The organism is Bacillus sp. PAMC28748, assembly GCF_014250415.1.
Lineage (GTDB): Bacteria > Bacillota > Bacilli > Bacillales > Bacillaceae > Bacillus > Bacillus licheniformis.
Window position 1 is genome coordinate 3240932 of the sequence record NZ_CP060192.1, and the last position, 13371, is coordinate 3254302.

Annotated in this window: 13 protein-coding genes; 6 read left to right on the plus strand and 7 right to left on the minus strand. The window is 45.8% G+C overall.

What is annotated here, in order from left to right; translation table 11 throughout:
• Positions 1-144: 144 nt before the first annotated feature.
• From H7F26_RS16690 to H7F26_RS16705, 4 genes are all read right to left on the minus strand, one after another.
• Positions 145-1386 carry a DUF438 domain-containing protein gene (locus H7F26_RS16690; protein WP_003182315.1) on the minus strand — a complete coding sequence of 414 codons (1242 nt, stop codon included), beginning with the start codon at positions 1384-1386 and terminating at the stop codon, positions 145-147.
• Positions 1383-1625, minus strand: coding sequence for a DUF1858 domain-containing protein (locus tag H7F26_RS16695; RefSeq protein ID WP_003182317.1), 243 nt, complete (start codon positions 1623-1625; stop codon positions 1383-1385). The genes H7F26_RS16690 and H7F26_RS16695 overlap by 4 nt, the downstream gene beginning before the upstream one ends.
• An 88-nt stretch (positions 1626-1713) precedes the next feature.
• Positions 1714-2817, minus strand: coding sequence for a TIGR04053 family radical SAM/SPASM domain-containing protein (locus tag H7F26_RS16700; RefSeq protein ID WP_009328183.1), 1104 nt, complete (start codon positions 2815-2817; stop codon positions 1714-1716).
• Positions 2818-2931: 114 nt separating this feature from the next.
• On the minus strand, positions 2932-3399 hold the full coding sequence (locus H7F26_RS16705) for a cyclic nucleotide-binding domain-containing protein (protein ID WP_003182320.1): 468 nt from the start codon (positions 3397-3399) through the stop codon (positions 2932-2934).
• A gap of 149 nt (positions 3400-3548) precedes the next feature.
• On the opposite strand from H7F26_RS16705, the gene H7F26_RS16710 reads away from it, so the two are divergent.
• Positions 3549-4271 (plus strand): YwiC-like family protein, encoded by a 723-nt coding sequence (locus H7F26_RS16710; protein WP_003182322.1) that lies wholly within the window; start codon positions 3549-3551, stop codon positions 4269-4271.
• Positions 4272-4316: 45 nt separating this feature from the next.
• Here H7F26_RS16710 and H7F26_RS16715 read toward each other — a convergent pair whose 3' ends face one another.
• Both H7F26_RS16715 and H7F26_RS16720 read right to left on the minus strand, forming a co-directional pair.
• The gene (locus H7F26_RS16715; protein ID WP_003182324.1) at positions 4317-5030 is read right to left on the minus strand and encodes a fumarate/nitrate reduction transcriptional regulator Fnr; all 714 of its coding nucleotides are present in this window, start codon (positions 5028-5030) and stop codon (positions 4317-4319) included.
• Positions 5031-5175: 145 nt separating this feature from the next.
• Positions 5176-6360, minus strand: coding sequence for a nitrate/nitrite transporter (locus H7F26_RS16720; protein ID WP_009328179.1), 1185 nt, complete (start codon positions 6358-6360; stop codon positions 5176-5178).
• A gap of 221 nt (positions 6361-6581) precedes the next feature.
• Here H7F26_RS16720 and H7F26_RS16725 point away from each other — a divergent pair, with 221 nt between their 5' ends.
• The 3 genes from H7F26_RS16725 (at position 6582) to H7F26_RS16735 (ending at position 10044) form a co-directional block, all read left to right on the plus strand.
• Positions 6582-6821 (plus strand): DUF2164 domain-containing protein, encoded by a 240-nt coding sequence (locus H7F26_RS16725; protein WP_003182328.1) that lies wholly within the window; start codon positions 6582-6584, stop codon positions 6819-6821.
• A 43-nt stretch (positions 6822-6864) separates the two neighbouring features.
• Positions 6865-7533 carry a Crp/Fnr family transcriptional regulator gene (locus H7F26_RS16730; RefSeq protein WP_003182331.1) on the plus strand — a complete coding sequence of 223 codons (669 nt, stop codon included), beginning with the start codon at positions 6865-6867 and terminating at the stop codon, positions 7531-7533.
• 156 nt (positions 7534-7689) lie between these two features.
• Positions 7690-10044 carry a nitric-oxide reductase large subunit gene (locus H7F26_RS16735; RefSeq protein ID WP_003182332.1) on the plus strand — a complete coding sequence of 785 codons (2355 nt, stop codon included), beginning with the start codon at positions 7690-7692 and terminating at the stop codon, positions 10042-10044.
• A gap of 44 nt (positions 10045-10088) precedes the next feature.
• Here H7F26_RS16735 and ric read toward each other — a convergent pair whose 3' ends face one another.
• Positions 10089-10802, minus strand: a complete 714-nt coding sequence (gene ric / locus H7F26_RS16740) for an iron-sulfur cluster repair di-iron protein (protein WP_017474788.1) — start codon at positions 10800-10802, stop codon at positions 10089-10091.
• Positions 10803-10967: 165 nt separating this feature from the next.
• On the opposite strand from ric, the gene H7F26_RS16745 reads away from it, so the two are divergent.
• Positions 10968-11339, plus strand: a complete 372-nt coding sequence (locus H7F26_RS16745) for a DUF1360 domain-containing protein (RefSeq protein ID WP_003182336.1) — start codon at positions 10968-10970, stop codon at positions 11337-11339.
• Positions 11340-11768: 429 nt separating this feature from the next.
• Positions 11769-13337, plus strand: a complete 1569-nt coding sequence (locus H7F26_RS16750; RefSeq protein WP_025807837.1) for a cellulase family glycosylhydrolase — start codon at positions 11769-11771, stop codon at positions 13335-13337.
• The last annotated feature ends 34 nt before the right edge of the window (positions 13338-13371 follow it).

Here is a 13371-nt window from a genome sequence, read left to right on the forward strand (position 1 = left end):
CTACCCTCACTATATATGGAGGAGGCGCTGCACCTTGTTAAATTTGTCACATGGTTTCGGCTTTTCACAAATTTGTCACATTTTCAGGAGGGGGAAGAGGGCGGACAAAAAAACAGCCTGCATGGAAGCGGGCTGTCGAATGGTTCAATCGCTCGTGTTCAAAATTCTCTTTTCCCCGTTAATCTCCTGAATCGGGGCGATGTTCTGGGTGAATTCCAAAGTGCCGATATAGCGGCCGTTTTCATCGCGTACGGCAAAATAGCGGATGAACACGTATTTGTCTTTAAATTTGATCCAAAAATCTTCAACATCTTTTTTGCCAGATTTAAAGTCGTCCAGAAGTTTGTTGACGATGTGGACGCTAGCCGGCGGATGGCAGTTTTGGACGGTTCGGCCGATTACGGCTTTTGTCCGGGCGAAAATCCGTTCCTTTCCGTGTGAAAAATAGCGGACCACATCGTTTTCATCGATGAAGGTGATATCGACCGGAAGATGGTTCATCATGTGTTCAAGCTGATCCACAGACAGAATACCGGTAGGGAGTCTGACATAGCCATCAGCCGCCTCTTCGCTCGTTTTGATCTGATGGCGTTCAGGCTTCCACACCGTTTCCGGAGCAGTCAGGCAATATCCGATCTCGTCGCTTTCAGCTGCGATTTTCAGCCATTCGTCTTCTGTCAGCGTTCTGAGCGCCATCGGCAAGAGGATATTTTCTTCTTTATAAATCATTTCCGTGCCTTCTTGAATGATAAACGTTAGTTCGCGGATGACCTCATCTTTTTTGTCCGGCGTATACTCTTCCAACAAACGCTTCACTTCTTTAATGCTCTTGCGGATAAAATCGTCGACAGCCCACATGACTTGGCTTGGCCCTGTAATTCCGTACTTTTCTAAATAGGGGAACAGAAGATTTTCTTTTCTGCTGTAATGTTTGTCGACGTCAGCTAGCAAATTTAAGTCTGCGAGCAGTTTGAGAATGTTGTCGCGATGATCTTCTTTTTCAAAGCGTTCCAAATGAAGCTGCATTTTAAAGTTCAAAAGGAGGTCGATTTCTTTATTTTCTTTCATAAATGTATGAACGGGATGGCCAGGCTGCTTGTCGGCGTCCGCGCGGTGAATGTCTTCAATCGATCCTTTAAACACAGCGGCGTGAACGGAGCAGAGCTCTTGGATCTCTTCAGGTGTAATGCCTTCTTCCTTCATCAACGCCTGTTCCAGCTGGGCGATTTCTTCGGCATTGACTGAGCCGAATGCCTTTTCGAACCGTTTTTTGACGTCGGCAAGCGGCTTTCCTTTATGAAGGTCGATGATGATCTCCTTCAGAAGCTGCTTTTTTTCCTCAGGCAGACCTTGCTGCGTTTCCCGATTGTTAATGATTTCGCTCATTGTTTTTCTCCTTTCCAAACGGGGTCAAATCCGTGTGCTTTCAATATGTCTAAGACATGGTTCCATTCGATTTGCATCATTCGCGCGCCTTTTGGAATCGTCATGATGCGCCCGGCTGTTTCCAGCATGCCGGGCTTTGTAATATTTTGAAACCCGGCATCCTTCATCACGGCTTTTAGTTCAGGATGCAATGTGCAAAGTTTGTAAACGGAATCGTCCAAATCAATTTTTTTATGCAAGGGATCACATCCTTTGATAGTGATGATCATTCTCATCTATACCGTAATACAAGGAAGCTGAAAAAAATGTGACGTACATCACATTTTTTTAGCGCAAAGCCTTCGGAATATAAATGCAGCTCGGATCGCTTTCTAGGTAATCGCCTGTCAGAGCATAAGCACGCGAGCGAGAACCGCCGCACACATGACGGAATTCACAGACGCCGCATTTCCCTTTAAATCCGTCCGGATTTCGAAGATCCTTAAAGATCGGTGATTCGCGGTAAATCTCAGCCAGCGGCTGTTCGCGGATGTTTCCGGCTTTAACCGGCAGGAGTCCGCTTGGATATACATCACCGATATGGGAGATAAACATGAACCCGTTGCCATCGTTCACACCTTTCGGAGCCCGGCCCAATCCGCCGATGGCATCCATTTTTCCTTTCTGCAATGCGTGTTCATAGCGGATTTTCATGTGGGGGTCTTTCGCTTCCCGCATTTTTTGCTGAATGACGACCCGCCGGTAGTGCTGGGCTGCTGTCGTTTTGATGTCAAAAGGCGCTTCTTTTGCCAAACGGCTGAGCCAGAGAAAGACTTTTTCATGGTCCACCGGGGAAATCATATCTTCCCGCTTCGCGCGGCCTGTCGGGACGAGAAAAAACACACTCCATAGTACGCAGTTCAATTCTTTGATCAGCTTTGCCATTTCATCCAGGTAATCGATGTTATAGGAGGATATGACGGTATTAATCTGCAGAGGCAGCTGACATTCATGAATGTAGCGAATGGCCTTCATAGTCAGGTCAAAAGACCCGTCCGTTCCCCGAAAATGATCATGAATCTCCCGGGTCGGGCCGTCCAAGCTGAACGCCCATCGGGATAACCCGATTTCTTTTGCTGATTGAATCGCTTCTCTTGTAACATTCGGCGTGGCACTCGGGGTCATGGAGACGCGAACCCCTTTTTGGACGGCATATTCAATAATGGCGAATACGTCGTCTCTCATTAAAGGATCGCCTCCTGTAAGCACGAGGAGGGGATTGTCCATCGCATGAATTTGATCGATTAAATCTTTTCCCTCTTTCAGGGATAGCTCCCGAGGATCGCGTTTATTTTGAGCCGATGCCCGGCAATGAAGGCACTTGAGCTCGCAAGCCCTTGTCAGCTCCCAAATGACGATAAACGGAGACTTGTCGAAATCGCAAAGTATCATCTTTCATCTGTCCTTTCGTTTGCATTCATGTGTATCGTAGCGGAAATGCAGGAGAAAAAAAGTTAAGTAGATCACATTTGGAAAAAAGAAGAGAAAGAAGGGGAGAGGCCCTTCTCACACGTCGTCTTCTGCGGAGGAGTTGAGGTAGCGCAAAAAAAGCTGGTATGAAAAAAATAAATTCTGCTGGAGCAACATGAGAAAGTTCGTCTGTAATTGGCGGTTATAAGTCATCATTTTTTTGAAATTATGAAACGGTATTTCAAGTACGGCGGTTTCAGAGGCAGTATTGACTGAAATAAACGGAGATAAGAAAGGTTCGCCTTTTTGATCAATAGGAAAAACATCGCCTTTTTCCCACTCGGCGATCGTCCGTGATTCTTCCGGAAGCCTTCTGTCGGAAAAATGCACTTCTCCTTTTAAAACAAAATAGACGGATTGCGAATGAAGGAACGATCGCGAATGCTGAGACGGTTGGATATCTATCACCTTACCGTTCTTCAGCAGCTTTTTGATGATCGGAAGGGGTACTCCGAAAAACATAGGAAGATTTTTCAGAAACAATAAGTAGTCAAACCGGTCCATGGTATATCCTCCTTCTCTATATTGGCTTTTAGTATAAAGCGCCGGGCTGCAGGGCGCAGTGATTTAATTCACACGACTGTATGCAAAATGTCACTGTGTAAAAAGAACGAAACTTTTATAATGTAATAGAAAAGAAGGGAGGATGTGTGATGAAAGTGTTCATACCGAAGCAGCACGGCGCCTGGGCGATGCTTGTCATCCCGTTTATTCTCGGCATGTTCGCCGGAGGCGCAGATGTAAAGCATATTCCGCTGTTCTGCGGATGGCTGTTTCTATATCTTGCGGCATCTCCGGCTATGATGATGGTGAAGAAGAAAAATATCGTTTACTATCAAAAATGGGTTCTCATCTACGGCATTCCGGCCGTCGTTTTCCTGCTTATTTCGGTCCTGCTGGAGCCGCAGCTTGTGTATCTCGGTCTGCCGCTGTTTCCGCTCTTTCTCATCAATCTTTATTATGCGAAAAGAAACAACGACAGGGCGCTTTTAAATGATATAGCTGCAATCCTTGTTTTCAGCGCGGGCGGGCTTGCGAGCTTCTGGATGGGAGCGGGGAAGCTTGATGGTGAGGCATCGTTTGTTTTTATCCAGTCCGCTTTGTTTTTCACAGGGAGCGCTTTTTATGTCAAGTCGATGATACGTGAAAAGAAAAACAATCGATTCAAGCTTTATTCATGGGGCTACCATGTTTTCCTGCCGTTCGTATCGCTGGCCGCAGGGGCAGGATGGGCGGTGATCGGCGTAGTGCCGAGCAGTCTTAGAGCGTGGTTTTTCCACGGGAGGAAACTGTCGATTAAAACAATCGGAATCTCTGAGCTGGTCAATGCCTGTTTCTTTATGGCCGTGTTGATCGTTTTTCTGCTGCAAACGTAAAAAACAAGGACACTGTGCTTCATGTCCTTGTTTGTTTTCGCTTTTTCAGTCGATATTGCAGATTTCGAGCGGGCAGTTTTCACAGTCGATTTCGCGTTTTAAATAGTTGAGCTGGTGGATGACGATTTTTCCCGAGTCCTCAATTGAAATGACACCGTTCTTCCGGAGGTCGCTCAGCATGCGGTTGATGCTCTCTCTTGCAGCGGCACAAAATTTCGCCAGATCCTGGTTCGTCAGCACAATATTGATGAGAATCCCGTCGCTTCTTGTAATGCCGTAGCTGTTTGCGAGACGGATCAAGGTGGAGTAAAGCGCGCCTTTTTTACCATTCAGCAAAAGGTCGCGGATCTTCGATTGAATCTTTCGCAAATGCGTGCTCATCCATTTCATAAACTCAAACGTCAGCGCACCGTTTTGAATGAGTTCTTTTTCAAGCTTATCTTTATTGATGACCAACACTTCGCCATCAGAGAGGATCTTTGCGCTCAGCATATATTTCGCATCTTCTGTAAAAAGCGTAAGCTCCCCGACAATATCATTTTTTTTGCACATTCTAAGCGTCAGTTCTTTGCCATCGGACGTCAATTTGCCGATCTGGACAAGTCCTGACTGAATAAGATACAGTTCCTCTGCATCCATCCCTTCTTGAAAAAGGAATGTGTCCTGCCTGATTTTTCGTCGCGTACTGATCGATTCCAGCAAGTGATGCAGATCGTCTGAGAGCAAATCTGTGTCTGATTTTCTAACAGAAATGTTCATTGAGCGTCACCCCTTTTGCAGTTCTTATTTTAACGTTAAATAAGGCAGAGTGACCTTTTAAATATAAACAATATTGTGAACATATGAATATAGTCCCGAAAAAGAGCCTGGGCATATCGGCTCAATCTCTTTTTGCAGGAAGGGCTTATAAATGGTTGGCCTTCGTTTTGGACGATGTTTTGTTCACTTCCTGAAAATACATCCAGACCACGATCACAAAGCTTGCAAGAGCCGCTTCTGACAGCGCCATGAATCCGATCGCATAATGGCCGGTTGCCTGAAAAACGCTTGACAGGATGAGAGGCGGGAAAAATCCTCCCAAGCCGCCCATCGCTGATACGATCCCATTAACGATGCCGGCCTGATTTGAAAAATAAAGCGGCACGAGCTTAAAGATGATCCCGTTTCCGAGTCCGGCGCACACGGCAACGGTTAATACCCCAAACCCGTACAGTCCGAGGCTCGGCGAAAAGGCCAATAAAATCCCTGACAAGGTGCAGCCGGCAAATACATACATCAACAGCTTCAGCGGGTTGAATTTGTCTGCCAGCCAGCCGCCGACAGGCCTCAGAAAAGTGGCGACAGCGATAAATCCGGCGGTTCTCAGCCCTGAATCGACGGGATCAAGCCCGAAGTGATTAACAAGAAAGTTCGGAAGATAAATCGTAAACGCGACGAAAGATCCGAATGTAATGAAGTAAAACAAGCTTAAAAACCATAATGTCTGATTTCGGTAGACTGCCTTCATTTGCTCTGTTACAGATACCGTAACTTTTGTTTCTTTTCGATCTCCAAGGATAAAGTTCAATAAAGCGAATACGGCGACTAACACGATGTACATCCGCACCGTATTTTCCCACCCGGCGGTTTTTGCGACAACAGGAGCGGCAAACGTAGTAATCGCTGTACCGACGTTCCCAGCGCCGTAGATCCCATTGACAAACCCGTGCTTTTCTTTAGGGTAGTATTTCGGCAGTGATGTGACCCCGATGGAAAAGACCGCTCCGCCGATGCCGAGGAAGAAGCCGCCAAGGATCAAGTCGAACAGCGAATCGGCTGTGCTGATCCAAAAAACCGGGAACAGAAGCAGCAAAAAGCTGATCATGAATGTAATTCTTGCTCCAAATCTGTTCGTGTAGTAGCCCAGCGGAATCCTGAGAAGCGACCCGAGTATGACCGGAATGGCCGTAACAAGGGAGACCTCGCTGTCTGTCAGGGCGATGTCCTGCTTAATGTGGGGCATTAAAGAGGAAATCAATACCCAAACCATAAATCCTGCGACTAAACTAAATGACTGCAGCGGTAATTGTATTTTTTGACGATTTGCCATTGCGGTTTTGCTCCTTTCAAAGGGAAAAATGAATAAATCAATCAGCATGTTTATCTTACAAAAAGTCTTTTTAAAACATTGTGAATTACGTCACACGGTCATTCGCTTGTTTCGTGTTTAATATCGGTAAGTGACGGAGAGTAAACGGATGTAAAAAAATAAATTGTTCATTTGCGGACTTTATCGTTTATCATGGAAATAAAAAAAGGAGTGCCGCTTTTATGTTTATAAAGCTTACCCAAGAAGAAAAACAAGCGATCATCGATGAAATCAAACGCTTTTATGTTGAAGAAAGAGGAGAAGAGGTCGGAGACATTGCGGCGATTCAAATGTTCGAATTCGTAAAGGAAAAGCTCGGACCTTACTTTTACAATCAGGCCTTGAAGGACAGCCGCAGAGTGGTGGAAGAGAAGGCAGCGGCGATTGAAGAAGAGCTCTTTGCACTGGAGCGCCGTCTGTGACAAACCGCTCTCCTTTAGCAAAACCGAAGGGATTGAAAGACCAATGGAGTTTCTGAAGCAATTTATGATTTTCAGCGGGTTGAATGATGAAGAGTTCAAGCAAATCGAGCAGATCGCGGCCAAGCGCACCTATCAGCCGAGAATGTTTGTTTTTATGGAGGGGGAAGAGAGGGAAGCGGTATTTTTCATCAAATCCGGTCTTGTTAAAGCCTTTAAAATCGATGAAGACGGCAATGAACAAGTGATTTCGATTCTGCAAAACGGGGATATGTTTCCCCATGTCGGCTTTTTTGACCTCTCCCCATACCCGGCAACGGCAGAAGCCGTTCAAGAAACCGAATTGATCGTAATCCGCATCGCCGATTTTAATGAACTTTTGATGAAATTTCCGGAAATGACGATAAAAGTGATGCAAATCATGGGGAAAAAGATTCTCGATTTGCAAGAGCGGATCCAGGGTTTTATCTCAAAAGACGTCCAGCACCGCTTGACACATGTATTAATGAAGCTTGCTGCTGAACATGGCATTCCTCAAGAAAAAGGGGTCTACATCAGCCTGCCCATTACCAATCAGGATTTTGCGAACATGGTCGGAACGTCAAGGGAAACGATTAACCGCACATTAAATGAATTGAAAAAGAAAAATCTGCTGACAGCTGACAGGAGCGGAATTTTCATTCATGATACAGACTGGCTGAACGGCTGCAATTAAGGCATGAGTTTTAGGCTTTCCATTGAACGGCAGATGGAAAGCCTGTTTTTTATTTTGTTCACAAATACGCCATGATTTAAGTGATCTGGTTCACAACTGGTGTTTTGCATATCCAGTATCTTAGGACATGCAAAATCAAAAAAGGAGTGAACCGCAATGGAAGTACAAAGAAAGACGGTGCCCGTTAAAAAAGCATCAAAAAACGGTTTTCTGAAATCCATTCTCGTCTTTACTTTAATCGTAAGTTTTTCGGTGCTGCTTTTGGGAGGCTATTGGATCTTCAAAGGACTTGCACCAAGACCTGTTGAAGTGTCCGGGCCAAACGGAGAGGTGCTCATGACAAAATCGTCTATTTCAGGCGGTCAGGCCGTATTTCAAAAATACGCGCTGATGGACTATGGAACGATTTTGGGGCACGGATCTTATATGGGGCCTGATTACACGGCCGAAGCCCTGAAAATCTATACGGAAGGGATGCAGGATTTTAAGGCGGAGGCACAATACGGCAAGCGCTTTAAACAACTTTCAGATGAAAAGCAGTCCACCATCCGGAATCACGTCATCCGCGAAATGAGAAAAAACCGTTATGATCGCCCATCAGATACATTGAAGCTGACAGACGCGCAGGTCTACGGCTTGCATCAAGTGCGCGATCATTACCGCAAAGTCTTTACAAAAGGAGACGGCTGGGGGCTTGAGCCCGGTTTAATTAAAGAAAGCCACATGCCTGAACGCAACAGGGCGTGGGTCGACAGCGAAGACCAAATCACGCAGGTCTCCGATTTTATCTTTTGGACGGCATGGCTTTCCAGTACATTAAGGCCGGGCGACGACATTACGTACACGAACAACTGGCCGTATGATGAAGATGCGGGCAACACGATGTCATTCGCCGCCGTTTGGTGGAGCGGCGCAAGCGTTACCATCCTCATTTTATTTGTCGGCATTATTTTATTCGTGTTTTACCGTTACAAGCTTGGAATGAAAGAGGCTTACCAGGAAGGGGCGTTTCCGGTATTTGATCTGGATAAACAGCCGCTCACCGCTTCACAGGTTAAAACCGGAAAATATTTCGCCGTTGTGTCGCTGCTGTTTTTTGTTCAGGCGATGTTCGGGGCTTTGCTCGCCCACTATTATATTGAACCGGACAGCTTTTTTGGGATTGATTGGATCAGGGAGCTGTTGCCCTTCAGCATATCTAAGGGATTTCACCTTCAGCTGGCGATCTTCTGGATTGCAACTTCATGGCTCGGGATGGGTATTTATGCGGCGCCGCTTGTCGGAGGCCGCGAGCCGAAAAGACAGGGGCTGCTTGTCGACATTCTGTTTTGGGCGCTGATCGTCCTTGTCGGCGGAAGCATGGTCGGCGAATGGCTCGGAGCGAAAGGCTTTTTAGGAAACAACTGGTTCTTATTCGGCCATCAAGGAATGGAATATATTGAACTCGGCCGCTTTTGGCAGGTCATTCTTGCGCTCGGCATGCTGATTTGGCTGTTTATCGTCTTCAGAGGCATTAAGAGCGGCCTCAAGCGGGAGCCTGATAAAGGCGGTTTGATTCATCTGCTGTTTTATTCTTCGATCGCCATTCCGCTGTTTTACGGTGCTGCCTTTTTCTTTAATCCCGGCACTAATATTACAATGTCGGATTTTTGGCGGTGGTGGATCATCCATCTTTGGGTGGAAGGGATTTTTGAAGTCTTTGCCGTCGTGGTCATCGGCTTTTTGCTCGTGCAAATGAACCTGGTGACGAAAAAGTCGACTGTCAGAACGCTCTATTTTCAATTGACGATCCTGCTGGGGAGCGGTGTCATCGGGATCGGACACCATTACTATTACAACGGGTCTTCCGAAGTCTGGATCGGCCTCGGTTCCGTCTTCTCATGCCTGGAAGTCATCCCGCTTACCCTGCTTGTATTGGAAGCTTACGAACAATACAAGATGATGAAAGACGGCGGACATCACTTCCCGTATAAAGCAACGTTCTGGTTCCTGATTTCAACGGCGATCTGGAATCTGGTCGGCGCCGGGGTATTGGGCTTTTTGATCAACTTGCCTGCCGTCAGCTATTTTGAGCACGGGCAGTTCTTGACACCCGCCCACGGACACGGGGCGATGATGGGTGTGTACGGCATGTTTGCCATTGCCGTCTGGCTGTATACGCTCCGCAATATCGCCAAAAAAGAAGCATGGAATGATAAATGGCTGAAAATAGCCTGCTGGTCGCTGAACATCGGCCTGTTCGGAATGGTGTTTATCAATTTGCTGCCGGTCGGTTTTCTTCAATTGAAAAAAGCGTTTGAAGACGGGTACTGGAGCTCAAGGGCGCCTGAGTTTTTACAGCAGGATGCAGTGCAAACGCTGCTGACTTGGAGGGCCGTGCCGGATACGATCTTTTTAGCCGGAATCGTGATTTTGGTTGTATTCAGCATCAGAGCATTATTCCATCTCCGCAAACCGACGCATCGGGAAGGAGAAGCGCTGCCTGTTAAAGACATTGCTTCAGATGAATAGATAAACAAAAAGACAGAGGAAGTAAAATCCTCTGTCTTTTTGTTTTATTGATTGGCTTCCGCTTCAAGCCGCGGGAACAAAATATTGTTTTCCAGGTGAATGTGCTGAAAAAGATCCGTTTCCAATTCATCAAGCTTTAAGTAAGTCAGTGTATATGTTGTGCATGCCCCTTCAGGAAGGGTATAGTCATTGGTCACTCTTCTCAGTTCCTTCAGGATGCTGCCTGCGGCTTCATGCTCTTGTTCAAGGACGTCGATCGTCTGAACCGCTTCTGCTAAGCGGTCCATTGATCGCGTCTCTTCATAGGCCATCACTTTCGGGAAAATATGTTCCTCTTCCTGGAAGAGGTGATGTTCGAGTTCTGTTTTCAGCTGATGGAACAATTGATGGACCTGGGCGAGCTCCGGATGATGGATGCCATGAACCCGGTATATTTTTGTAACAAAGCCTGACAGTTCAGGAAGCACCTCATACAGGTAGGCATGGTGCGTATGAATCACATGGTCGATCAGCTGTGAATACGGGGCTTCACTCCAGTTCGTCTCTTTTGCGTTTAATGCCTTTGTCTCTTGATATAATGTATTGATTCTAGCTAAGATCTCTTCTTCATTTAAATCCTGCTCTTTTATCGCTTCACCGATCGGACGGTTGCCCCCGCAGCAAAAGTCGATGCGATATTCTTTCAGCAGCCGGCTGGCTCTTGGAAAATGGGTAACAATATCACCCGTTTTTGTGTTTTGATCAAAAACTGCTTCCATTTGTAAAACCTCCTGAAGTGTTTTTTATGCTATGGGTTAAATGTAACGGGTTCACTGAAGGAAAATCGTGATCTACATCACATTCTGAAAAAATGACGGAAAAAGCAATAAGTCAGAAGAAATCGGGAAATAGCTATAGATAACTTTTCATGTTGGAGGCCCGCAATGGAGCATATATCCTGGCTTACATTTACGATGCTGATTCTCGCCAGTTACCGGTTAACTCATTTAATTGTTTTTGATAAGATCACGGAGTTTATCCGGAAACCGTTTATGAAGAAAAAGCAGACGGTTGATGAACAAGGGCATGTAGAAACGAAAAAAGTGCCGAAATCAAACTTCGGCTATTTGCTGAATTGCTATTGGTGCGCAGGGATATGGTGCGCTTTGATCATTGCTGTCGGGTATCTGATTGTCCCAAAAGCGATATTCCCGTTGATTTTGATTTTGTCGGTCGCCGGGGGGCAGGCGATTCTTGAAACGTTTGTCGGTGTCGCCACAAAACTTGTCGGCTTTTTCTCCGATTTAAAGAAGTAAACCCATTCCAAGCGGATGGTTTTATTTTTTTGTCAATAAAGTGACACAAACAGCAGAGAGAACGAGTCAGTTTTATGAACTTTTCACAGCGATTTTTCCCGGATGCGGCATTTTAGGCAGAGAGGAAGCATCTCATTGTAAAGATTTCAGTTTTTAAAATTTAGAATTGAGAGAAAAAGGATGTGCAAAGTCCCCGGCCATTTGTTTTAAAAGCTTGCGGTCACTAGTATTCAGACCTCCCATTTTATACGAAAAGAGGAAATAGATAGATTTTTTAAGCGCCAAAAAACAAGAAATATGGTTGATAGACAATCGGTGAATAGTTTATTTACAATCAGTTCGTGCTACAGGCAAGGAAAGGAGTGAAAAATGGCTGCGGAAAAAGTATTTTCGAAAAATAAAATCATTGGAGGAAAAAGAATGTCATATATGAAACGTTCCATCTCTGTCTTCATCGCCTGTTTTATGGTAGCGGCGCTTGGCATCAGCGGTATCATTGCACCGAAAGCGGCTGCCGCTTCTAAAACACCCGTTGCTGTAAACGGACAGCTTACCTTAAAAGGTACGCAGCTCGTCAATCAAAACGGAAAAGCGGTTCAGCTGAAAGGAATCAGCTCCCACGGTCTACAGTGGTATGGCGATTATGTCAACAAAGACTCGTTAAAATGGCTGAGAGACGACTGGGGCATCAATGTTTTCCGCGCGGCCATGTATACAGCTGAAGGCGGCTATATTGACAATCCGTCGGTTAAAAACAAAGTGAAGGAAGCCGTCGAAGCGGCAAAAGAACTCGGAATCTATGTGATCATTGACTGGCACATACTGAGCGATGGCAATCCAAACCAAAACAAAGCGAAAGCAAAAGAATTTTTTAACGAAATGTCAAGACTTTATGGCAAGACGCCAAACGTCATTTTTGAAATTGCCAACGAGCCGAACGGCGATGTCAACTGGAATCGCGACATTAAACCTTACGCCGAAGAAATCCTGTCCGTGATTCGCAAAAACTCTCCGAAAAATATTGTGATTGTCGGAACAGGCACCTGGAGCCAGGATGTCAATGATGCGGCGGACAATCAGCTGAAAGACGGCAATGTCATGTACGCGCTCCATTTTTATGCGGGCACGCACGGTCAGTCTTTGCGGGATAAAGCCGATTATGCACTCAGCAAAGGAGCGCCGATTTTCGTCACAGAATGGGGAACGAGCGATGCTTCAGGAAACGGCGGGGTCTACCTTGACCAATCCAGGGAGTGGCTGAAATATTTAGACAGCAAAAAAATCAGCTGGGTAAACTGGAACTTATCCGACAAACAAGAGTCGTCAGCAGCTTTAAACCCAGGCGCCTCTAAAAACGGAGGATGGTCGCAATCCGACTTGTCCCCATCAGGCAAATTCGTCAGGGATAACATCCGCAGCGGGTCAAACGGTTCGTCAGGAGACTCTGGATCGAATTCGAAAGGGTCAGATCAAAAAGACCAAAAAAAGGATCAGGATAAACCAGGTCAAGACAGCGGCGCTGCAGCCAACACGATAGCAGTACAATACAGAGCGGGGGACAACAATGTAAACGGCAACCAAATCCGCCCTCAGCTCAACATTAAAAACAACAGCAAAAAAACCGTCTCTTTAAATCGAATCACCGTCCGCTACTGGTATAAAACGAATCGCAAAGGACAAAATTTTGACTGCGACTATGCCCAAATCGGCTGCAGCAAAATCACGCACAAATTCGTCCAATTAAAAAAAGCGGTAAACGGAGCAGACACGTATCTTGAAGTAGGGTTTAAAAATGGTACATTGGCGCCGGGTGCAAGTACAGGTGAAATCCAGATCCGTCTTCACAATGACGGCTGGAGCAATTATGCCCAAAGCGGCGACTATTCATTTTTAAATTCAAACACGTTTAAAAATACGAAAAAAATCACGTTGTATGAGAACGGAAAGCTGATTTGGGGCACTGAACCTAATTGGTGTCCGTTTTCGTATATATTATAATGGAAGGAATGAGGAATATTTTTGTAAACATGAA

Coding starts and splice junctions, on each gene's coding strand:
- H7F26_RS16750 (WP_025807837.1), top strand. CDS start 11,769: ATGAAACGTTCCATCTCTGTCTTCATCGCCTGTTTTATGGTAGCGGCG.
- H7F26_RS16715 (WP_003182324.1), bottom strand. CDS start 5,030: ATGAACATTTCTGTTAGAAAATCAGACACAGATTTGCTCTCAGACGAT.
- H7F26_RS16735 (WP_003182332.1), top strand. CDS start 7,690: ATGGAAGTACAAAGAAAGACGGTGCCCGTTAAAAAAGCATCAAAAAAC.
- H7F26_RS16705 (WP_003182320.1), bottom strand. CDS start 3,399: ATGGACCGGTTTGACTACTTATTGTTTCTGAAAAATCTTCCTATGTTT.
- H7F26_RS16690 (WP_003182315.1), bottom strand. CDS start 1,386: ATGAGCGAAATCATTAACAATCGGGAAACGCAGCAAGGTCTGCCTGAG.
- H7F26_RS16700 (WP_009328183.1), bottom strand. CDS start 2,817: ATGATACTTTGCGATTTCGACAAGTCTCCGTTTATCGTCATTTGGGAG.
- H7F26_RS16710 (WP_003182322.1), top strand. CDS start 3,549: ATGAAAGTGTTCATACCGAAGCAGCACGGCGCCTGGGCGATGCTTGTC.
- H7F26_RS16745 (WP_003182336.1), top strand. CDS start 10,968: ATGGAGCATATATCCTGGCTTACATTTACGATGCTGATTCTCGCCAGT.
- H7F26_RS16730 (WP_003182331.1), top strand. CDS start 6,865: ATGGAGTTTCTGAAGCAATTTATGATTTTCAGCGGGTTGAATGATGAA.
- ric (WP_017474788.1), bottom strand. CDS start 10,802: ATGGAAGCAGTTTTTGATCAAAACACAAAAACGGGTGATATTGTTACC.
- H7F26_RS16725 (WP_003182328.1), top strand. CDS start 6,582: ATGTTTATAAAGCTTACCCAAGAAGAAAAACAAGCGATCATCGATGAA.
- H7F26_RS16720 (WP_009328179.1), bottom strand. CDS start 6,360: ATGGCAAATCGTCAAAAAATACAATTACCGCTGCAGTCATTTAGTTTA.